This window comes from Actinotalea sp. C106 (assembly GCF_023630195.1).
Lineage (GTDB): Bacteria > Actinomycetota > Actinomycetes > Actinomycetales > Cellulomonadaceae > Actinotalea.
The window spans coordinates 1-21909 of sequence record NZ_JALPKN010000011.1; the positions used below are offsets into that span (position 1 = coordinate 1).

The 21909-nt window shown below is 71.2% G+C and carries 18 protein-coding genes; 13 read left to right on the forward strand and 5 right to left on the reverse strand.

What is annotated here, in order from left to right; translation table 11 throughout:
• The 5 genes from L0B03_RS01615 to rplI all read left to right on the forward strand — a co-directional run.
• On the forward strand, positions 1-2510 hold a 2510-nt coding region (locus L0B03_RS01615; protein WP_250443234.1), incomplete at its 5' end, for a transglycosylase domain-containing protein.
• A gap of 206 nt (positions 2511-2716) precedes the next feature.
• Positions 2717-3007, forward strand: a complete 291-nt coding sequence (gene rpsF, locus L0B03_RS01620; RefSeq protein WP_250443236.1) for a 30S ribosomal protein S6 — start codon at positions 2717-2719, stop codon at positions 3005-3007.
• A gap of 53 nt (positions 3008-3060) precedes the next feature.
• On the forward strand, positions 3061-3585 hold the full coding sequence (locus tag L0B03_RS01625) for a single-stranded DNA-binding protein (protein ID WP_250443240.1): 525 nt from the start codon (positions 3061-3063) through the stop codon (positions 3583-3585).
• An 83-nt stretch (positions 3586-3668) separates the two neighbouring features.
• A complete protein-coding gene (rpsR, locus tag L0B03_RS01630; RefSeq protein ID WP_208054836.1) occupies positions 3669-3905 on the forward strand; it encodes a 30S ribosomal protein S18 in 237 nt (78 codons plus the stop codon).
• A gap of 15 nt (positions 3906-3920) precedes the next feature.
• Positions 3921-4373, forward strand: coding sequence for a 50S ribosomal protein L9 (gene rplI / locus L0B03_RS01635; RefSeq protein WP_250443242.1), 453 nt, complete (start codon positions 3921-3923; stop codon positions 4371-4373).
• Positions 4374-4465: 92 nt separating this feature from the next.
• Here rplI and L0B03_RS01640 read toward each other — a convergent pair whose 3' ends face one another.
• Together L0B03_RS01640 and L0B03_RS01645 are read right to left on the reverse strand one after the other, a co-directional pair.
• A complete protein-coding gene (locus L0B03_RS01640) occupies positions 4466-5575 on the reverse strand; it encodes a hypothetical protein (protein WP_250443246.1) in 1110 nt (369 codons plus the stop codon).
• 44 nt (positions 5576-5619) lie between these two features.
• A complete protein-coding gene (locus L0B03_RS01645) occupies positions 5620-6975 on the reverse strand; it encodes an MATE family efflux transporter (RefSeq protein ID WP_250443249.1) in 1356 nt (451 codons plus the stop codon).
• A 303-nt stretch (positions 6976-7278) separates the two neighbouring features.
• On the opposite strand from L0B03_RS01645, the gene dnaB reads away from it, so the two are divergent.
• The 3 genes from dnaB (at position 7279) to L0B03_RS01660 (ending at position 11197) form a co-directional block, all read left to right on the forward strand.
• Positions 7279-9648, forward strand: a complete 2370-nt coding sequence (gene dnaB / locus L0B03_RS01650; RefSeq protein WP_250443251.1) for a replicative DNA helicase — start codon at positions 7279-7281, stop codon at positions 9646-9648.
• Positions 9649-9787: 139 nt separating this feature from the next.
• Positions 9788-10423: a hypothetical protein gene (locus tag L0B03_RS01655; protein ID WP_250443254.1), complete on the forward strand. Its 636-nt coding sequence runs from the start codon at positions 9788-9790 to the stop codon at positions 10421-10423.
• Positions 10424-10570: 147 nt separating this feature from the next.
• Positions 10571-11197 carry a hypothetical protein gene (locus tag L0B03_RS01660; protein WP_250443257.1) on the forward strand — a complete coding sequence of 209 codons (627 nt, stop codon included), beginning with the start codon at positions 10571-10573 and terminating at the stop codon, positions 11195-11197.
• A gap of 212 nt (positions 11198-11409) precedes the next feature.
• Here L0B03_RS01660 and L0B03_RS01665 read toward each other — a convergent pair whose 3' ends face one another.
• From L0B03_RS01665 to L0B03_RS01675, 3 genes are read right to left on the reverse strand one after another with little or no spacing between them, the layout of a single operon-like run.
• The gene (locus L0B03_RS01665) at positions 11410-11619 is read right to left on the reverse strand and encodes a hypothetical protein (protein ID WP_250443259.1); all 210 of its coding nucleotides are present in this window, start codon (positions 11617-11619) and stop codon (positions 11410-11412) included.
• A gap of 34 nt (positions 11620-11653) precedes the next feature.
• The gene (locus L0B03_RS19475; protein ID WP_250443262.1) at positions 11654-12571 is read right to left on the reverse strand and encodes a LysR family transcriptional regulator; all 918 of its coding nucleotides are present in this window, start codon (positions 12569-12571) and stop codon (positions 11654-11656) included.
• Positions 12568-13644, reverse strand: a complete 1077-nt coding sequence (locus L0B03_RS01675; protein ID WP_250443265.1) for a LacI family DNA-binding transcriptional regulator — start codon at positions 13642-13644, stop codon at positions 12568-12570. The genes L0B03_RS19475 and L0B03_RS01675 overlap by 4 nt, the downstream gene beginning before the upstream one ends.
• Before the next feature lie 212 nt (positions 13645-13856).
• Between L0B03_RS01675 and L0B03_RS01680 the strand changes: the two genes are divergently transcribed.
• The 5 genes from L0B03_RS01680 to L0B03_RS01700 all read left to right on the forward strand — a co-directional run bounded on the left by L0B03_RS01680 (position 13857) and on the right by L0B03_RS01700 (position 21880).
• The gene (locus tag L0B03_RS01680) at positions 13857-15170 is read left to right on the forward strand and encodes an ABC transporter substrate-binding protein (protein ID WP_250443269.1); all 1314 of its coding nucleotides are present in this window, start codon (positions 13857-13859) and stop codon (positions 15168-15170) included.
• 76 nt (positions 15171-15246) lie between these two features.
• Positions 15247-16131 carry a carbohydrate ABC transporter permease gene (locus tag L0B03_RS01685; protein ID WP_250443273.1) on the forward strand — a complete coding sequence of 295 codons (885 nt, stop codon included), beginning with the start codon at positions 15247-15249 and terminating at the stop codon, positions 16129-16131.
• Between the two features lie 117 nt (positions 16132-16248).
• On the forward strand, positions 16249-17046 hold the full coding sequence (locus tag L0B03_RS01690) for a carbohydrate ABC transporter permease (RefSeq protein ID WP_250443276.1): 798 nt from the start codon (positions 16249-16251) through the stop codon (positions 17044-17046).
• Entirely contained in the window at positions 17046-19700 is a 2655-nt protein-coding gene (locus L0B03_RS01695; protein WP_250443280.1) for an alpha-L-rhamnosidase, read from the forward strand. Before L0B03_RS01690 ends, L0B03_RS01695 begins: the two co-directional genes overlap by 1 nt.
• A complete protein-coding gene (locus tag L0B03_RS01700) occupies positions 19697-21880 on the forward strand; it encodes a glycoside hydrolase family 3 C-terminal domain-containing protein (protein ID WP_250443282.1) in 2184 nt (727 codons plus the stop codon). The genes L0B03_RS01695 and L0B03_RS01700 overlap by 4 nt, the downstream gene beginning before the upstream one ends.
• Positions 21881-21909: the final 29 nt, after the last annotated feature.

The window sequence follows — 21909 nt, forward strand, 5'->3', positions numbered from 1 at the left end:
GGGGCGGTTCGGGTGGCGGGCGTTCGGGGGGTGGCCGCTCGGGCGGGGCTGCCGGCGCCGGCAAGGGGTCGCGCCGTCGTCTGATCGACTACCCGCGCGCCGGCAAGACCGGCATCCGTCGCTGGCTGCCCTCCTGGCGCCTGGTGCTCGGGGTCTTCCTCTTCCTCGTGCTGCTGGTGGTCGGCTTCGTGGTGTGGGCCTACGCCTCGACCGAGGTGCCCCAGCCCGACGACTTCGCCGAGGCGCAGACCACGACGGTCTACTACGCCGACGGCGAGACCGAGATGGGCACCTTCGGCGTCCAGAACCGCGTGCTCGTCTCGGGCGACCAGATCCCCGAGCACATGCGGCAGGCCGTCGTCGCCGCCGAGGACCGGACCTTCTACGAGAACCCCGGCATCAACCCCGCAGGCCTGGTCCGCGCGGTGTGGAACAACGTGCGCGGCGGGGACACGCAGGGCGGCTCCTCGATCACGCAGCAGTACGCCGAGCGCTACTACTTCGGCACCACGATCGACGACTACCGCGGCAAGGCCCGGGAGGCTCTGCTCGCGATCAAGCTCGCCCGTCAGCAGGACAAGGACGAGATCCTCGAGAACTACCTCAACACGATCTACCTGGGCCGGGACTCCTACGGGATCGAGACGGCGGCGCAGTCCTACTTCGGCGTCGGCGTGGCTGACCTGACCCTCGCGCAGTCCGCCCTGATCGCGGGCATCGTGCCCTCGCCCAACAACTGGGACCCGCACGTGAACCCCGAGCGGGCCGAGGAGCGGTGGAACTACGTCCTGGACGGCATGGTCGAGACCGGGGCCATCACGCAGGCCGAGCGGGACGCCGAGACCTACCCGATCGACCAGGTGGTCGAGTACTCGCGCTCGGACACCATGGCCGGTCCGCAGGGCTACCTGCTGGCCATGGTCGAGAGCGAGCTGACGGCGGAGTCCTCGATCAGCTCTGACGAGCTGCGGCAGCGCGGGTTCCGCATCACCACGACGATCGACCCGTCGATGCAGCAGGCCGCGGTCGACTCGGTGGCCGAGCTCCCCGAGGACGCCCCGGAGAACCTGCGCACCGCGATGGTGACCCTGGACCCGCAGACCGGAGCCATCCGCGCGCTGTACGGCGGCCCGGACTACCTCGAGGTCTCGCGCAACGCCGTGACCCAGGACGAGGCCCAGGCGGGCTCGACCTTCAAGCCCTTCACCCTCGTGGCCTACCTCGAGGCGGGCAACGCCCTGACCTCGCGCTACGACGGCAACAACCGGGTGCGCGTCGAGGGCTTCGGCGAGGAGGGGGTCCGCAACTTCGGGGACGAGAGCTTCGGCAACATCGACGTGGTGAAGGCGACCGCGAGCTCGGTCAACTCGGTCTACGCGCAGATGAACGTCGAGGTCGGACCGGAGGCGACCCTCGAGGCCGCCGTCCGGGCAGGCGTGCCCGAGGACGCGAGCGGCATGGACCCGGTCCCCGCCAACGTGCTGGGCACCGCCTCCCCGCACCCGCTCGACATGGCCCACGGTTACAACACCTTCGCCGCCCAGGGGGTGCGCACCGAGCCGTACATCGTCGAGATGGTCGAGTACCTCGACGGCGGCCAGGTGTACGAGGGCGCCGAGCTCCCGGAGCGGGTGTTCGAGGAGGACGTCATGGCGGACACCACCTACGCCCTGACGCAGGTCGTGCAGCGCGGGTCCGGGACACCGGCCCAGGCGCTCGGGCGGCCCGTGGCCGGCAAGACCGGCACCTCGAACGACAACCGCTCGGCCTGGTTCGTGGGCTACACGCCCCAGCTGACCACCGCCGTCGCGATGTACCAGGTCAGCGAGGACGGCACGACGGCCGAGAGCATCACCCCCTTCGGTGGGTTCAGCCAGATCACCGGCGGCTCGGTCCCGGTCAACCTGTGGACCAGCTACATGAGCCGTGCGATGGACGGCATGGAGGTCCTGCAGTTCCCGCCCCGGGCCGACGTGGGCGAGCCGAACACCCCGCCGCTCGTCGCCGTGCCCAACGTGGTCGGTTCGCACGTCGACGAGGCCCGGGCGGCCCTCGAAGGGGCGGGGTTCGCCGTCGCGGGCACCGAGGTGGCCGACGACGCCGCGCCGGGCACCGTGATCTCGCAGAGCCCGACCGGCGAGGCGCCGTACGGCAGCGCGATCTCGATCTCGGTCTCCACCGGTCCGGCCGCCGCTGAGGTGCCCGACGTCACCGGGCTGCCCGAGGCCGACGCCGTCGCGCGACTCGAGGGGGCCGGGTTCTCGGTGTCGGTGTCCCGCCAGGAGAGCGGCTCGGTCGCGGAGGGTCGCGTGATCAGCGCGAGCCCCAGCGGCGGTGAGGCCGCGCCCGGCAGCACCGTGAGCATCGTGGTCTCGAGCGGGCCGCCCGAGGTGATCGAGGAGCCGGAGCCGACGGAGCCCACGGAGGCGCCCGAGGAGCCCACCCCACCGGATGGCGACGAGGGTGAGGACGGGACGCAGGACGGCGCCGCTCCGAACCCGAACCCCTGACCCGTCGTCCCTGACCCCACGCCGGGGAGGGCCACCACCCCTCCCCGGCGCCCCGTGGTCGTCGCGGGACGTCTGAGCCGATAGACTGCCGCGTTGCTGCGTGGAGACCACGGTGCCATCACCGCACGGGCCATGCCGCAGACGCGCAACACCCTCCTGTCACGGAGAGACCGTGACCGCTGAGTCCACAGGAGGTGGGTACTCGCATGCGTCAGTACGAAATGATGATCATCCTCGACCCCGACATCGAGGAGCGCACCGTCGCCCCTTCGCTCGACAAGTACCTCTCGGTGGTCACGACCTCCGGCGGGACCGTCGACAAGGTCGACATCTGGGGCCGTCGTCGCCTCGCCTACGAGATCAACAAGAAGGCCGAGGGCATCTACGCGGTGGTCGACTTCACCGCCACCCCGGCCACCGCCAAGGAGCTCGACCGGCAGCTCGGCCTCAACGAGGCCGTGGTGCGCACGAAGGTCATGCGCCCCGACGCCCACTGAGCGTCGTCCCACGGCACTGATCCACCCCCACGATCCGAGCACGAGGAGCTGGCATGGCTGGTGACACCATCATCACGGTGGTCGGGAACCTGACCGGAGACCCCGAGCTGCGCTTCACCCCGTCGGGTGCGGCGGTCGCGAACTTCACGATCGCGTCGACCCCTCGGCAGTTCGACCGTCAGAGCAACGAGTGGAAGGACGGCGACACGCTGTTCATGCGCTGCTCGATCTGGCGTGAGGCTGCCGAGAACGTCGCCGAGTCCCTGACCAAGGGCATGCGCGTGGTCGCCCAGGGCCGGCTCGTCCAGCGGTCCTACGAGACCCGCGAGGGCGAGAAGCGGACCGTCGTCGAGCTCCAGGTCGACGAGGTCGGCCCGTCGCTGCGTTACGCCTCGGCCAAGGTCACCCGCGCCCAGCGCTCGGGTGGCGGCGGCGGTGGGTTCAGCGGCGGTGGTGGCGGTGGCGGTGGCTACGGCGGCCAGGGTGGCCAGGGCGGGTCGTCGTCCTTCGACAACGACCCGTGGGCCACGCCGGGACCCTCGGCGGGTGGCGCGTCCTCGGACGAGCCCCCGTTCTGATCTGACCCCAGACACGTACCTGTCCCGCGGCGCGACGGTGAGAGAGCCGACGCGAGCGGGGTGAAGACCGAAGGAGCACCACGATGGCGAAGCCCGTCGTCCGTAAGCCCAAGAAGAAGCAGAACCCCCTCAAGGCCGCCAAGATCGACGTGGTCGACTACAAGGACACCGCGCTGCTGCGCAAGTTCATCTCCGACCGCGGGAAGATCCGCGCTCGTCGGGTGACCGGTGTCACCGTCCAGGAGCAGCGTGCGATCGCGCGGGCCGTCAAGAACGCCCGCGAGATGGCCCTGCTGCCGTACTCGAGCTCGGCTCGCTGAGAAAGGCTGATCGAGATGGCAAAGCTCATCCTGACCCATGAGGTGACCGGCCTCGGTGCCCCCGGTGACATGGTCGAGGTGAAGGACGGGTACGCCCGGAACTTCCTCCTCCCCCGTGGCCTGGCGACCCCGTGGTCCAAGGGCGCCGAGAAGCAGATCGCCGGGATCCGCAAGGCCCGCAAGGCCCGCGAGATCGCGACCCTCGACGAGGCGCGCGCCGTGCGTGACTCGCTCCAGGCCAAGCCCGTGACGGTCACCGTCCGCGCCGGTGCCTCGGGCCGCCTCTTCGGCGCTGTCACCACGACCGACATCGCCGAGGCCGTTGCGGCCCAGGGCGGCCCGTCGATCGACAAGCGGAAGGTCGAGATCGGTCAGCCGATCAAGTCCCTCGGCGAGTTCCAGGTGCAGGTCCGCCTGCACGAGGACGTCTCGGCGCAGATCGACGTCCGCGTGGTCCCCGAGGCCTGAGCCTCGACACACACGCAGCACCCGGCGCCCCGGCGCCACGCAGCACCGACGAGGCCCGGCTCCCATCACGGGGGCCGGGCCTCGTCGCGTGCTCAGGCGGGCGTCGAGGTGAGCTGGTCCGGCGGGATCATCACGGCGAGGCAGCGCCGCAGCGAGGTGATGATCGTCGCGACGACGAAGGACTCGGCGTCCGTTCCGCCGTCGCTCTGCCGACGACGCAGCGCCCGCGTGAGATCGGTGATGGCCTCGTCGACCTCGCGCTGCAGGTCCTCGGAGGCAGGCTCGAGGCCGATCTGCTCGATAGTGGGCACCAGGGCGCACAGGGCGCGGGCGATCGGCTCGCGCAGGTCCTCCGGTGACTCGCTGAGGTCTTGGCCCCACGGCTGGTCCTCGAGGAGGTCGTAGAGGTCGTCGATCAGGAGCACCACGCGCTCGAGGCTGCGGAAGGCCTCGTAGTCCTCGTCCACCGAACGTCGGCGGCCGCGTCGGACCCGCAGGTTCCCCCGGGTCGCGAGCTGGGCGTGCTGCATCGCCTCGCGGGCGGCGGTGGTGGGCGTGTCGAGCTCCGGCCGTCCAAGGGCTGCCCGCTCGACGTTCCCGTCGTCGTCCTCGGCCGGCTCCTCGAACTGCGCGGCGAGGTGCTCCAGGTGCGAGGCGACGGCGGCCCGGAGGCTCGCCAGGGCACGGTCGAGCTGACCGAACGGCAGGCTGGGGAAGGCGGCGTTGATGGCGATGGACAACGCTGCACCCATGCCGAACAGGCCGGCGTAGGCGGCCGCGTACTCGAACTCGTCCCCCTGGCCGAGCAGCAGGATGAAGACGGCGGCCATCGGGACGTACACGGCGTGCTCGCCGAGCATGCGCAGCCCCCCCAGCAGCACCCCCAGCAGCACCACCACGGTGACCACGGGGAACCCTGACCCCATCGTGGCGTCGGCACCGACGGCGACGAGCCCGCCGACCGCGACCGCCGCGAGGGCACGGAGGGACTGGCTGGTCGACCCCGCGACGGTCGGGTACATCATCGCGATCGCGCCGAAGGGCGCGTAGAAGGAGTACTCGCTGAACGGCTCGGGCAGGCGCAGCGCGATCTCCCACGCGATGCTCGCCGCGAGGGCCGCCTTGAGGGCCAGGCCCACGCGGGGGTGGCGGAGCAGCGCGACCAGGCGGCGAGGGGGGTGCGAAGGTGGCGCGGGGGACATGGCCCTAGTCCAGCGCAGCGGGCCCGGGGTCACCACCGGAACGGTCAGCCGCCCGTAACCATCCACGCCTCGCCGCGCGCCCGCAGCCCGGTGGTGACCGCGCGGGCGACCATGAAGATCCCGGCGAAGGCCGCCCAGGACCACGCCAGCCCGGTCACGCCGTCCTCGGCCCACACCCGCACCGCGAGGGCGGCCGGGAGGTACACGGCCAGCGTGAGGAGCCCGACGACGGCGAGGTAGCGCCCGTCCCCGGCCCCGATGAGCACGCCGTCGAGCACGAAGACCCAGCCGGCGACGGGCATGGTCACCGCCACGACGAGCAGGGCGAGGGCGACCGCGCGTCGCACGTCGGGGTCGGCGGTGAACAGCGGGGCGATCCACCACCCGGCGGCCCCGACCACGAGGCCCAGCACTGCCCCGGCGCCGGTGCCCCACTGCAAGGTCCGTCGCAGGACCGCGCGGGTGGTCTGGACGTCGGCCGCCCCGAGCCCTCGTCCGACGAGGGCCTGGGCGGCGATCGCGAGGGCGTCCAGGGCGAAGGCCATCAGCCCCCACACGGCCATCACCACCTGGTGGCCGGCGAGGGTGACGGTGCCGAGCCCCGCCGCGACCCAGGCCGCGAGGAGGATCGCGATGCGCAGGGAGACGGTGCGGACCAGCAGGGGGGCGCCGGTCCGCGCACCCGCCAGGACCCCGGTGCGGGTCGGTCGCATCGGGACCTGCTCGGCCCGCGCCCCACGGGCCACCACCGCGGCGAGGGTGGCCCCCATGGCGAGCTGGGCGATCGTCGTCCCCAGGCCCGAGCCCGCGACCCCCATCCCCAGGCCCAGGACGAGCACGACCGAGAGGACCGCGTTGAGCACGGCCCCCGAGGCCGCGACCCACAGGGGGGTGCGGGTGTCGAGCATGCCCCGCAGGACGCCTGTGGCCGCCAGGACCACGAGCATCCCCGGCAGCCCCGGGGCGGACCACCGCAGGTACGCGACCGCGTGGGGCACGACGTCGGCCGGGGCGCCGAGGGCCTGCACGACTGTGGGCCCGGCGACCCACAGTGCCCCCGCCAGCAGGATGCCCAGGCCGAGGGCGAGCCACATGCCGTCGATCCCGGCCCCCAGGGCCCGACGGCGGTCCCCGGCCCCGAGGGTGCGGGCCACGCTCGCGGTGGTCGCGTAGGCGAGGAAGACGCACAGCCCGACGACCGTGGTGAGGACGGTGCCGGCGAGGGCGAGGCCGGCGAGCTGGGAGGTCCCCAGGCGCCCCACGACGGCGGAGTCGACCAGGACGAAGAGAGGCTCGGCGACCAGGGCCCCGAGCGCGGGAACCGCGAGGGACAGGATCTGACGGTCCAGGGACGGCGTGCCAGACGGGACGGGCTGTCCATCAGGTGAACGGTTCGACAACGGGTTCCTATCCACAGCAGGTGTACGGCGAACACGGTGCTCAGCGCGTGTTCCCACGAGTTCTCCCACGCTATCCACAGTGTTGTCCCCGGCCTGTGCACAACTTCGGGGCACGCTGTCCACAGCTCGTCCCCAGGGTCGTGCACAGGACCGAAGTCCCGCCGCTTGGGGCTTGGCCAGCTTGCCCGTAGCCTCGCGCAGGAAGCACGACGGAGTTCGTCGTCGGCGGCGCAGGCAGTGTGTCAGCGGCGTGCGATAGAACGTCAGTTCGACACGTACGCAAGCGCTGGTGGAGGGTGATCGGTGAGCATCGACGAGCTCGAGCAGGGCCTGGGCGCACGCCGCCCGGAGGCGAGCTTCGACCGCACCCCCCCGCAGGACGTGGGCGCCGAGCAGAGCGTGCTCGGCGGCATGATGCTGTCGAAGGACGCGATCGCCGACGTCGTCGAGCAGATCAAGGGCACCGACTTCTACAAGCCGGCCCACGAGCTCGTCTACGACGCCATCCTCGACCTCTACGGGCGTGGTGAGCCGGCCGACGCCGTGACCGTCTCCGCCGAGCTGACCAAGCGCGGGGAGATCGGGCGCATCGGCGGCGCGCCCTACCTGCACACCCTCATCTCGACGGTGCCGACCGCGGCCAACGCCGGCTACTACGCCCGCATCGTGCGCGAGCGGGCCGTGCTGCGGCGTCTGGTCGAGGCCGGGACCCGCATCGTCCAGCTCGGCTACGCGACCGAGGGCGGCGACGTCGACGACCTCGTCAACAACGCCCAGGCCGAGATCTACGCCGTCACCGAGCAGCGCACCAGCGAGGACTACCTCCCCCTCGCCGAGATCATCAACGGCACCATGGAGGAGATCGAGGCCGCCGGCCAGCGCGGCGAGGGCATGATCGGCGTGCCCACCGGGTTCATCGAGCTCGACAAGCTCACCAACGGTCTGCACCCGGGCCAGATGGTCGTCATCGCGGCGCGCCCTGCTATGGGTAAAGCCCTGGCCCTCGACACCCCTCTGCCAACCCCTCAGGGCTGGACGACGATGGGCGAGGTGCAGGTCGGTGACGAGCTGCTCGCCGCCGATGGCACACCGACCCGCGTCGTCGCGGCCACCGAGGTCCAGGTCGGCCGCCCGTGCTACGCGGTCACCTTCGACGACGGCACCCGCATCGTCGCGGACGCCGAGCACGAGTGGTTCACGGACACGAGGGCGTCCCGCCGCGCGCGGACTGCGGCTGGGCGGGGGCGCAGGGTCACCGGTGGCATCAGGACGACGGCCGAGATCGCCGAGACCCTTCGGTGCGCGACCGCCGAGCGGCGACTCAACCACAGCGTGCCGACAGCACAAGCCCTGGACCTGCCCGAGCAGGACCTCCCCGTCGACCCCTACGCGCTGGGCGTCTGGCTCGGTGACGGCCATTCCGCCTCGGCACGCTTCACCTCCGACGACCCCGAGATTGCCATGCGCATCGAGGGGCGTGAGGACGAGGTTGACGGACCAGGCGTCGAGGGTCGGCTGCGCACGCTCGGGGTGCTGAACGCCAAGCACATCCCGACGCAGTACCTGCGGGCGAGCGAGAGGCAGCGGCGTGAGCTGTTGGCCGGGCTCCTCGACACGGACGGCACCGTCAACCGCACCGGCAGCGTGCAGTTCACCGTCACGGACCAGCGCCTCGCCTTGGACGTGCGCGAGCTCGTGCACAGCCTCGGCTACAGGACAGGGTGGGCGCTCAAGGCCGTGCGTGGCCGCAGCGTGGAGCGGAGCACCGCTTTCATCCTGACCTTCACGACCGACGACGAGGTCTTCGCCCTCGAACGGAAGAAGCTCGTCCACAAGGAGCGGCGACGTCCGTCGACCGCCCGTCTGACGCAGCGCTCCATCGTTGCGGTCGAGCCGGTCGACTCCGTGCCGGTGCGCTGTGTCGAGATCGCCCACCCCGAGCACCTGTACCTCGCGGGCAACGCGATGGTGCCGACGCACAACTCCACCATCGGACTCGACATCGTCCGGTCGGCGTCGATCAAGCACGGCCTGACCTCGGTGGTCTTCTCCCTGGAGATGAGCCGCAACGAGATCACCATGCGCATGCTCTCCGCCGAGGCCCGCGTGCCCCTGCAGAACATGCGCAAGGGCACCATGCGCGACGAGGACTGGCAGAAGCTCGCCTCGACCATGGGCAAGCTCTCCCAGGCCCCGCTGTTCATCGACGACTCGCCCAACATGTCGCTCATGGAGATCCGCGCCAAGTGCCGGCGGCTCAAGCAGCGCCACGACCTCAAGCTCGTGGTGATCGACTACCTCCAGCTGATGAGTTCGGGCAAGCGCGTCGAGTCCCGCCAGCAGGAGGTCTCGGAGTTCTCCCGTGCCCTCAAGCTCCTGGCCAAGGAGCTCGAGGTCCCCGTGATCGCCATCTCCCAGCTGAACCGTGGCGCCGAGCAGCGCACCGACAAGAAGCCTCAGATGAGCGACCTGCGTGAGTCCGGCTCCATCGAGCAGGACGCCGACATCGTCATGCTCCTGCACCGTGAGGACGCCTACGAGCGCGAGTCCCCTCGGGCGGGCGAGGCGGACATCATCGTCGCCAAGCACCGTAACGGCCCCACCGACACCATCGTCGTGGCCTTCCAGGGCCACTACGCCCGCTTCGTCGACATGGCTCCGTCGGGGATGTAGGTGCTCAGAGCCGTGGGGGTCGAGCCTCTGCGACGGTGAGCGCGCACCTCGACGGACGTCATCGCCGGCACCCCCGTGGCCATTCGGTACGGTGTCGCGGCCGACGCCGCGAGGGCTCGGGACGGTAGGGGAGTCGTGGATGAGGCGCGTGCGCGTGGTCGTGGTGGGAGCTCTGGGGGTCGCCCTTCTGGTGGGGTGCTCGCCGTCGGGCCCGGATCAGCCCGAGGTCACCGCGCCGCCGGCCGCGCCCCCCACTCCCGCTGCGAGCCCCACTCCCGCTGCGACGCCCACCCCGACCTCCTCGCCGGCGGCATCAGGACCGCGGGACCTGTCCGACCCCGAGCTGGGGATCGTGTTCACCGACTTCCCACGTGACCAGGACGAGCAGACCGCCGCCGCGATCCAGACGTACATGCTCTTCGAGATCGAGTTCTGGAAGGCGCTCACGACGAACACCGTCCCGCCCGGTCCCTGGGCCGTCGCCTCCGACGAGGCGATCGCGAGGATCAGCGCCCAGGTCGACCCGAACGCCGCGAACGGGTGGAGCGCTGCCGGCACCCTCGGCAGCGCGGTGAGCGAGGTGTCTGTCGACGAGGCGACGGCGAGCCTCGAGATCTGCCTCGACTGGCGGGAGGCGACGTTCACCAACACGGACGGCACCACGGTGAGCGCCGCGGAGGTGGACTCCGAGCCCCTCTCGAAGGCCCACGTGAGCCTGGTCATGGCGTCGACGGGGTGGCAGGTCGACACCTACGAGCCCGCCGGGCCGTGCTGAGACCAGGGCGCCCTCACCACGGCCCGGGATGACCGTCGTGCGCCCACCGCGCCGTGCCCGAGCCGGACCCGCACGAGCGACCACCGTCCCTTCGGTAGTGTGTCGCGGCCGACGCCGCGAGGGCTCGGGACGGTAGGGGAGTCGTGGATGAGGCGCGTGCGCGTGGTCGTGGTGGGAGCTCTGGGGGTCGCCCTTCTGGTGGGGTGCTCGCCGTCGGGCCCGGATCAGCGCGAGGTCACCGCGCCGCCGGCCGCGACCCCCACCCCTGCTGCGACCGCGACGCCCACCCCGACCTCCTCGCCGGCGGCATCAGGAGCGAGTGACCTGTCCGACCCCGAGCTGGGGATCGTGTTCACCGACTTCCCTCGCGATCAGGACGAGCAGACCGCCGCCGCGGTCGAGGCCTACATGCTCTTCGAGATCGAGTTCTGGAAGGCGCTGACGACGAACGTCGTCCCGCCCGGACCGTGGGCCGTGGCCTCGGACGAGGCCATCGCCTGGATCCAGGCGCAGGTCGGCCCCAACAGCGCGAACGGGACCGTGGTGGCGGGGCAGCTCTCCACGGCGATCACGCTGGTGTCGGCCGACGCGGCGAGCGTCGTGCTCGACTCCTGCCATGACCTCACGGGTGTGGCCTTCGTCAGGTCGGACGGATCCACGGAGAACGCCGTCGCGGCGGGTCAGGACGCCACGTCCGGCGCGCGACTCTTCCTCGTCCCCAGCGCGGGCAGCAGCTGGAAGGTCGACACCTACGAGGTCACCGGACCGTGCTGAGAGCTGGTGCGGCCGACGCCGCGGGGCTCGAGACGGTAGGGGAGTAGCGGATGAGGCGCGTGCGCGCGGTCGTGGTGGGAGCTCTGGGGGTCGCCCTTCTGGTGGGGTGCTCGCCGTCGGGCCCGGATCAGCGCGAGGTCACCGCGCCGCCGGCCGCGACCCCCACCCCTGCTGCGACCGCGACGCCCACCCCGACCTCCTCGCCGGCGGCATCAGGAGCGAGTGACCTGTCCGACCCCGAGCTTGGGATCGTGTTCACCGACTTCCCTCGCGACGAAGACGAGCAGGTGGCCGCGGCGGTCGAGGCCTACATGCTCTTCGAGACGGAGTGTGCTGACCTGGCTGGCCGCGACGCCCGACGTGCGTTCGGGGCTGTTAGGCGTGCAGGTCTCGGGCGCAGGCACGACGTCGAGCAGCCGCATGCTTCCTCAGGCGGAGCGCAGGACCGCCCCGACGTCAGGCCACCGCACCGACCGACGACGCAGCCGCCTGCAGCACCTGACGCAGCCACAGATGCCCAGGATCGTGCCGGTGGAGCGGGTGCCACCAGAACGTCTCGCGCAGCGGAGGCGTGGAGAAGGGCAACGGCAACGACCTGAGCGACCGGGTCCGTGCCAGCTCCTGGGCGAGGCGGCCCGGCACCATCGCGACACGATCGGTCCCAGCGACGAGATGACCGGCACCGACGAAGCCGTCCACGGTGACTCGGACCTCAGGGGACACGCCCAGGGACTCGAGCTGCCGCATCGGTGCGGTCTGCACGCGGCTGGGCAGGAACGGTGCCACCCAGGTCGCCTCTGCCAGGTCCGCGAGCGTAGGTGCGTCGCTGAGCCGGCTCGACCCGTCGACCAGGAGTACCCAGGTGTCGTCGAAGAGGGGCGTCCCCTGCGGTTCGGTCACCAGCCCGCGGGGAAGGACGATCCCGTCGACGTCGCGGAGGGCGTCGGTGATCTGCTCGACCATGTCGGGTGTGTGCCTGCCCAGGTGGAGCGCCGCTCGAGGGGCGAGATCCGCGACCGCCCCGCTGAGCGCCTCTCCCAGCACACCGAGGGCGTAGTCCGACAGCAGCACGGTGAAGCAACGGTCCGTGGTGGCGGGGTCGAAGCGCTGGCGGGCCGCGAAGACGTCCCCGACCTGGGCGAGCGCGGCGGCCGCATCCGCCTGCAAGAGCTCGGCCAGCGGGGTGAGCTCGTAGACCTGACCGCGCCGAACGAGCAGCGGATCGCCGAAGTGGCGCCGGAGGCGGGCGAGGGACGCGCTCATCGCCGGCTGGCTGACCCCGAGGCGCTCGGCGGCGCGGGTCACGCTCCGCTCCCGCAGGAGAGACTCGAGGGGGGCGAGGAGGTTGAGGTTGACGTTCGCGATCTCGGTCACGACGAGCCTCCCCGTGCGCCGTCGTTCCGTGGGGCTCCGGGGTGCTGGGTGCTCCGACGCACGACGAGGGTCGGAGTGAGGACGACAGACCGGTGCACGTGGTCCGCTGACCGCTGCGCCTCGTTGAGCACCAGCTCGGTCCCGACCCGGCCCATCTCCTCCCCGGGCTGGGCGATGGTCGTGATCGGGATCGGGCTGTCCCACGCGGCCTGGTTGTTGTCGTACCCCACGACGGCGACATCCTCGGGTACGCGGAGCCTCGGTTCCGAGCTCAGCGCCTGAACGATCCCAGCGGCGAGCAGGTCGGTCGCGGCGACCACGCCGTCGATGAGCCCGTCGAGCACCTGGGGGAGCAGGGCGACGCCGGACTCCCAGCCGTCTGCCCGGTTCACCCCGGCGGGGTTGATCGTCCGGACGTGCTCGACGCCGTGCTCTCGCACCGCGTGCGCGAACCCCGTGGCGCGGTGCTGGACGGGCTCGAGCGAGCTCGGCCCTCCCACGAAGGCCAGGCGTCGGCGTCCCGTCTCGATCAGGTGGGACGTGGCCAGGTGCCCGCCGGACTGGTTGTCGACCGACACGCTGCAGAACTGGCTGCGTGGCACGGCGAGGTTGAGCATCACCGTCGGAGTGGTCGTGGGGTCGTCGTCAGCGATGGCCGCGAAGTGCTCGCTGTCGTTGAGGGTGAGCAGGATGCCGGCGACCCTCGCCTGGGTGAAGGTGCGCAGGTGCTGGGACTCTCGTTCGAGGCGGGTGTTGCTGTTGGCGATCATCAAGGTGTAGCCCGCCCGCTCAGCGGCTGTCTCGGCCCCGCGCGCGACATCGATGAAGAGCGAGTTGCTGAGGTCGGGGAGGACCATGCCCACCGCCGTGCTCGAGCCCGCAGCGAGCGACCGCGCGTTGCCGTTGGGCACGTAGCTCAGCATCGCCATGGCCCGCAGCACCTTCTCGGCCGTGGCCGGGGTGACCCGGTCGGGATGGTTGAGCACGTGCGAGACCGTGCCGAGGGAGACACCGGCCAGGACGGCGACGTCGCCCATCGAGGCCTGGGGGCGAGCGCCCTTGCTGCTCCGCATCATGTGCCCTTCGTCCGCGCAGTGAGCATATCGAACTTTGATTCGCTTCATTCGGCCCGTGAATATCGCCAGGTCGTGCCGTGTGCAGCATGTCACCGGCGCTGGCAGCGCCAGACGGCGTTAGCCGGACCCCCTTGCCTTGCTGTGCGAGGTCACCATAGCCTCACGCCTTGAAGCGCTTCAAAGCGTTCGGACACTTCAAGGAGGAAGTGATGACGTCACAGTTCCGACGGCGCCCTGCCCTGGTGGCAGCGACCGCCGCGATGACAGCCCTGGTGGTGTCGGCCTGCTCGTCCGGCACCGAGGAGGAGGGCGGCAGCGAGGCCCCCGCCAGCAGCGGGAGCTTCGAGTACCTCTCCCTGGCGGAGAACTCAGCCGTCCAGGACACCCTCGCTGCGCTCAGCGAGGACCAGTGCACCGCCGCCGACGAGACCGCCGCCCTCGAGGTGACGACGCAGCCGCAGGCCAGCTTCGACCAGCAGATGCAGCTGCTCGCAGGACAGGGTGCCCTGCCGACCCTCTTCGCAGCGGGCAACTCCCCGCAGGTGATCAAGGACATCCACGGCTCAGGCCAGCTCGTCGACATCGATGCCGCGCTCGAGGAGCTCGGACACCCTGACGCGATCATCCCCGCTGCCCGGTCCACCGTGGAGTCCCTGTACGACGGGGAGCTGTACGTGCTCCCGACCGAGTTCAACGTCGAAGGCATCTGGTACAACGAGGACCTCTTCGAGGAGCATGGCGTCACCGCGCCGACCACCTGGGACGATCTCGTCGCCTCGGCGCAGACCCTGAGCGACGCTGGTGTCACGCCTTTCGCCGCCGCGGGCAAGGACGGATGGCCCCTGACCCGACTCGTCGGGAACTACATCTTCCGTTCCCTCGGACCCGATGCGATGCAGGCGGTCGCCGACGGCGAGGCCTCCCTGACCGACCCCGAGTACGTCGAGGCTGCTGCGGCGGTGGCTGAGCTCGGGGCGGGTGAGTTCTTCGGCCCGTCGGTCGGCTCGATCGACTACACCACGGCCATGAACCAGTTCCTCAACGGCGAGGCTGCCATGTTCTACATGGGCAGCTGGGCCCTGGCGAACTTCAACGACCCCACCCAGAACACCATCGGCGAGGGCAGCATCGGCTTCATCCCCTTCCCGGACGTCGAAGGCGGCGAGGGAGACTCGACCCAGCTCGCAGCCAACGTCGGCGTCCCCCTGGCGATGGCCCAGAACGCCTACGACGCCGGGGCCCAGGAGTGGCTCGGCTGCATCGCCGAGCACTTCGGCGGGGAGTCCCTCACCGAGCAGGGCGTCATCACCGGCTTCGCTGCCGAGGCCGAGGCCACTGACCTGCCGCCCCTGACCGGCGTGGTCCAGGACCGCATCGCGACCGCGGAGACCACCGTGCTCTGGTTCGAGGCGCTGTTCGACTCCAAGGCGCAGACCACGAGCTACACCAACGCCCAGCTCCTCGTCACGGGCCAGATGAGCCCCGAGGACTTCATGGCCGCCGTCCAGGCGGACCTGGGCTGAGTCCCTCCACCCGTGTGCGGGGCGCGACCGGGCATCTGGCCGCGCCCCGCCCCTCCCTCGACACGAAGAGGCTTCGATGGGTCACCTTCTCGGTGACCGCCGTGCGATCGCGCTCCTGCTCGGTCCCGCACTGGTGGTCTACACGCTGGTCATGCTCGTCCCCGTGGCGTGGTCCATGGGCTACACGCTCTTCGAGGGCAACGCCATCAGTGGCTTCACCTTCGTCGGGACGGAGAACCTCTCGCGTCTCGTCGAGGACCCCAACGCGCGGGACGCGCTGTGGTTCACGGTGCGTTTCGCCATCGTCCTCACGCTCGTCCAGGTGGCGGTCGGGTACCTGCTCTCGTTGCTGTACGTCTTCGTGCTCCGCCGGGCCTCAGGGGTCGTCCGGACGCTGGTCTTCTTCCCCGTGGTGCTGCCGACCGTCGCGGTCGCCCTGATGTTCCAGCAGCTCTTCGAGTCCGCCCCCCGCACGGGCCCCGTCAACGCCCTGCTCGAGGCCGTCGGCATCGGTGGGGTGGACTGGTTCGCGAGCGGGTCGACGTCGTTCTGGGTGATCATCCTCATGGAGACCTGGCGGTCGATGGGCTTCTACGCCGTGCTGCTCTACGCGGGCCTGGTGGACATCCCGGAGGAGACCCTCGAGTCGGCACGGCTCGACGGCGCCTCCGGAGCACGGCTCGTGCGGCACATCGTGCTGCCGCTGTCCCTGCCGGTGCTGCTGTCCTCGGTGATCTTCTCGATCAACGGCACGCTCAAGGTCTTCGACTCGGTGCTGGCCCTGACCAACGGCGGGCCGGGCAGCCAGACCACGCCGCTGACGCTGTACATGTACCAGACGTCGTTCGCGTACGGGGAGTACGGGTACGGGAGCTCGATCGCTCTGCTCCTGACCCTGCTCAGCCTGGTCGCCACCCTCTTCATCTTCCGCTCGAGCCGCCGCGACCTCACGAAGGCCTGAACCATGACGACCTCGACCCTCGCCCCCTCGTCCGCGAGCCCTACGACCCGTCCCGCACCGCGGCCCCGTCGCCGACGCTCAGCGCGACGGGTCTGGCACTCGGTGTGGACCAAGGCCGTGACCGCGCTGATCCTGACGATCGTCGTGTACCCCCTCGTGTGGCTGGTGCTCGGCTCCCTCAAGACCCAGCCCGAGTTCCTCAACAACGCGACGTTCGCCCTGCCGGAGAACTGGGCCAACGTCGACAACTACGTCACCGCGATCACGGACGGGAACCTCGGCGTCTACGCGCGCAACAGCGTGCTCGCGGTCTTCCCCGCCCTGGCTCTGACCATCCTGCTCGGGGTCGCCGCAGGATTCGCGCTCGAGGTGATGGTGTGGAAGGGCCGCGCGACGACCCTGCTGCTCTTCCTCGCCGGGATCATGGTGCCAGGGCAGATGATCCTGCTGCCGCTCTTCACCATCTACTTCGAGGTCGGCCTCACGGGGTCCCTGTGGCCGCTGATCATCACCTACAGCGCGATCGGCCTGCCGCTCACGGTGTTCCTCATGGCGACGTTCTTCCGCGGGGTGCCGCGGGAGATCTTCGAGGCCGCCACCCTGGACGGCGCGAACATCTTCCGCATGTTCTTCTCGGTCGGCCTTCCCCTGGTCCGCAACGCGATCTTCACGGTGGCCCTCGTCCAGTTCTTCTTCATCTGGAACGACCTGCTCATCGCGCTCACCTTCACCAACCGCGACGAGCTGCGCACCATCCAGGTCGGTCTGCTGAACTTCCGCGGGCAGTTCGGTCAGGTCGACTACGGGCCGACCTTCGCGGCCATCTGCCTCAACGTGTTCGGCACGCTCGCGGTGTACCTGTTCCTCAACCAGCGCGTGATGAAGGGCCTCACGGCAGGGTCGGTGAAGGGCTGATGGCCGAGGTGGGACGGCTGCGCGCCGAGCACCTGACGAGCGCCCTCGGTATCGGGCCGCGCAGCCCGCGCCTGAGCTGGCAGCTCCGCGGCGCCGATGGCGCTGAGCAGCTCGAGGTCGAGGTCGAGGTCGATCGGGACTCGCGGGGGACGGAGCAGTTCCGACTCCACGGCCCGGCGTCGACCTTCGTGAGCTGGCCCGGTGCCCCGCTGGCCTCCCGGGAGCGGGCGACGGTGCGCGTGCGCGTGCGCCTGGACGACCACAGCACGACGGCGTGGTCCGAGGCACTGGTCGTCGAGGCGGGCCTGGACGAGCAGGACTGGTGCGAGGACTTCGTCTCGCCGTCGCTGTCGGCACCGACGACGGGTCCTAGGCCCGCCTACCTGATGCGAGCGTCGTTCCGGACCCCTGCTTCGGCCGAGAGGGTGCGGGCGTACGTGACGGCTCACGGCGTGTACGACGTCGAGCTCAACGGCCGACGGGCCACGGACGCGGAGCTCACCCCGGGATGGAGCAGCTACGAGCACCGGTTGCGCTACCAGACCCTCGACCTGGGGCCCGGTGTCGAGCCCGGCGAGAACGTGCTCGGCCTGTGGCTCGCCGACGGCTGGTACCGCGGCCGCCTCGGGTTCAACGGCGGGGACTGGGACGTCTACGGCAGCGACGTGGCGGCCCTGGTGCAGGTGGAGGTGCGGCACGACGACGGCCGTGTCGAACAGCTGCCGCTGGACTGGCGTTGCAGCCTGTCGCCCGTGACCGGCGCCGGGCTCTACGAGGGCGAGACGCACGACGCGCGGCTCGAGCCTGACGGATGGGCCCGCGCCGAGTTCGACGACCACGCCTGGGACCGTCCCGTGCGCATCCCCCGGGCGCACTTCTCGCACGCGCTGGTGGCGCCGCCCGGGCCGCCGGTCCGGGTCACGGAGGTGCTGAGCCCGGTTCAGGTCGAGCACCGGGCCGCGGGCACGGTGCGGCTGGACTTCGGGCAGAACATCTCGGGCAAGATCCGCTTCACCGCGACGGCCCCCGCAGGCCACACCCTGACGATGCGGCACGCCGAGGTGCTCGAGGACGACGAGCTCTGCCTGCGCCCCTTGCGCACCGCCGAGGCGGTCGACACCTATGTTTTCGCGGGACGCCCGCACGAGACGTGGACCCCACGCTTCACCCTGCACGGCTTCCGGTACGTCGAGATCGAGGGGTGGCCGACGGGCGAGGCCCCCACGACCGTCGAGGCCCTCGTCGTGCACTCGGCGATGACGCGCACCGGCTGGTTCGAGTCCTCGAACGAGCTGCTCGACCGGTTCCACGAGAACGTCGTGTGGAGCATGCGGGACAACTTCGTCGACCTGCCCACCGACTGCCCTCAGCGCGACGAGCGTCTGGGCTGGACGGGGGACATCCAGGTGTTCGCGCCGGCCGCGACCTTCCTCTACGACAGCAGCGGGGTGCTGCTCAGCTGGCTGCAGGACGTCCTGGCCGAGCAGCGCGCGCAGGGGACGATGCGCAACTTCCACCCGTGGCTCGAGTGTGGTTTCCCTGGCGAGCCCTCCGCCGCCTGGGGGGACGCCGCGGTCATCGTGCCGTGGACGATCTACCAACGCACCGGGGACGAGCAGGTCCTGCGGGACCACGTCGAGGGCATGGCGGCCTGGGTCGACCAGGTCGACCGCCTCACGGCCGGGACCGGTCTCTGGGACGGGAGCTTCCAGCTGGGTGACTGGCTCGACCCCGCAGCCCCCCCGGACCGTCCGGGCGACTCCCAGACCGACGCCCACCTGGTCGCCACCGCGTACCACGCGCACTCGGCGGGTCTGCTCGCGGAGGCGTGCCGGATCATCGACGACCGCCCCCGGGCGACCCGGTACGACGGCGTCGCTCGGCGCGCGCGGGAGGCATTCCGGGCGACGTTCGTCTCGCCCGCAGGACGTGTGGTGAGCGACACCGTCACCGCGCTCGCGGTGTCGATCTGCTTCGACCTCCTCGAGGGGGAGAGCCAGTACGCCGTCGCCGGGGCGCGGCTCGCCCAGCTCGTCCAGGACGGTGACCACCTGATCCGCACGGGGTTCGTCGGGACACCGCTGGTGTGCGACGCCCTCACGCGCACCGGGTCGGTGGACACGGCGTACCACCTGCTGCTGCAGACGCGGTGCCCGTCGTGGCTCTACCCCGTGACCATGGGGGCGACCACCGTGTGGGAACGCTGGGACAGCATGCTCCCGGACGGGAGCGTCAACCCGGGGGAGATGACCTCCTTCAACCACTACGCCCTGGGCGCCGTGGTCGACTACCTGCACCGCAGTGTCGCGGGACTGGCTCCGGCGTCTCCGGGGTACCGCCAGATCCTCTTCGCCCCGCACCCCGGAGGGGGCCTCACCCGGGCCTCGGCGAGCCATCGTGGCCCCCGGGGCCTCATCAGCGCCGCGTGGCACCGCGAGGGTGATCGCTTCCGCCTCACGGTCGAGGTGCCGCCGGGGTCCTCGGGCACCGTCCAGATGCCCGACGGCGGCACACCAGTCCAGGTCACCGCCGGGCGCACCGTGATGGAGTGCCCGTGGCGTCCTGCCGACGAGGACCCGCCGATCCCACGGTCCTGGAACATCCACAGCCCGGAGGACCGGGCTGCCATGGCCGCTGTCGGTGGCGAGGCATGACGGAGGTCAGCGGGCACCGGCGCAGCCTCGAGCAGGCCGCTGCTCTTCTCGTCGGTGCGGACATGTCGAGCACCCGTGCCGGGGCGGGCGTGGCGCGGCTCGTGCTGGCCGACGGCCCGAGCGGGCTGGCGATGAACCTGCCGGACTTCTCCGGCAAGGTCCCCGCGACGAGCTTCCCGGCTCCGGTCGCCCTCGGGGCGTCCTGGGACGCGGCTCTCGTCGAGGAGGTGGCCGGCGCGATCGGCCGCGAGGCACGGGCCGCGGGTGCGGACGTGCTGCTGGGCCCCTCGATCAACATCAAGCGTTCACCGCTGGGCGGACGCAACTTCGAGTACTACGCCGAGGACCCGGTCCTCGCCGGCCACCTGGCCGCGGCCTTCGTCCGGGGGGTGCAGGGGGCCGGCGTCGGGGCCTGCCTCAAGCACTTCGCGGTCAACAGCCAGGAGACCGACCGCATGCGGGTGAGCGCCGAGGTGGGCGAGCAGGCGCTGCGGGAGATCTACCTCGCAGCGTTCGAGCACGTGGTCACCGTCGCCAGCCCCGCGATGGTCATGGCCTCCTACAACCGGGTGAACGGCACGTACGCGGCACAGCACCCATGGCTCCTGACGCAGGTGCTCCGTGAGGAGTGGGGGTTCGACGGAGCAGTCGTCTCGGACTGGGGCGCGGTCGACGACCCGGTCGCCGCGGTCGCTGCCGGGCTGGACGTCCAGATGCCCGGACCGGCCGAGGCCGCCAGGAGCGCGATCGTCGACGCGGTGCCGGAGGGAAGGCTCGCCGAGTCATCGGTCCACGAGGCCGCCGACCGGGTCGCCTCGCTGGCTGCTCGCTGGGCCGGGCGCACCTCCGAGCAGGTCGACCAGGTCGCGCACGACGAGCTGGCGGTGCGGGCGGCCGCTGCGTCCTTCGTCCTGCTGCGCAACGACGGAGAGGTCCTCCCGCTGGACGTCGAGGACCGGCTGCTCGTCGTCGGCGAGCTCGCCGTGGACCCGCACCGCGAGGGCGGCGGGAGTGCGCACGTCCAGGCTGACGCGGCCGACTCACCCCTCGACGCCGTGCGGAGGGTGTGGCGCGAGACCGTGGAGTTCACGACCGGGCACGACGTCGAGGACGCCGCGCGGCGGGCCCGGGGCATGGACGCCGTCGTGGTCGTCGTCGGTCCGCCGGCCGGCACGGACACCGAAGGGCGCGACCGCGACACCCTGGACCTCCCCGCGGACCAGGTGAGGCTCGTCCAGGCGCTCGGCGCGACCGGCGTCCCCACCGTCGTCGTGATCAACGCGGGGGGCGTCGTCGCGACCTCCCGGTGGGACCAGACCGTTGGCGCGGTGCTCGACGTGTGGCTGCCCGGTGCCGGCGGCAGCCGGGCGATCGCGGAGGTGCTGCGGGGGGCGATCAACCCTTCGGGGAAGCTGCCTGAGACGTTCCCGATCGCCCTCGAGGACACCGCGACCTGGCCGGGTTTCCCGGCAACGGGTGGCCGCGCCCTGCACGCCGAGGGGGTGCTCGTCGGGTACCGGTGGTTCGACCGTGCGAGCAAGGACGTCGCCTACCCGTTCGGGCACGGCCTCAGCTACACGCGCTTCGCCTACGCAGACCTGCAGGTGCGGCGGCTGGAGGGCGCGGGTGCCGAGTGCCGGTTCACCCTCACCAACACGGGCCAGCGGGAGGGTGCGGAGGTGTGGCAGGTCTATGTCGCTCACCCAGGAGACCGGGCCGACCAGCCCGTCCGGCGTCTCGTCGCCTTCGGCAAGGAGCACCTCGCCCCGGGGGAGTCGGTCGCCGTGACCGTCGAGCTCGGACGGCGCGCCTTCACCGTCTGGGACGACACCGAGGGCGGATGGACCGTGGCCGGCGGGTCCTACGCCGTCGAGCTCGGGGCTTCCTCCCGCGACCTGCGGGGGCGCGCCGAGGTCGTGCTCGACGGCGAGCGACGTCGGTCGCCGTTGGGTGAGCGCTCCACCCTGCGGGAGTGGGTCGAGCACGACGAGTACGGGCCTCGGCTGATCGCGGCCTGTCACGACGCCGATCCGAGCGGGTCGACGGTCGGCTTCCTGACGAACCCCACGGTCCTGATGATGATCGGAGACATGCCGATCGCGCGCCTTCTGCCGGACCCGGGGAACGCGTTGAGCGAGGCACTGTTGCGGGAGGTGCTTGGTTCGGGTGACCCGGCCTGAGACGGGACGGAGCGCGTCGGCCCCGGGCC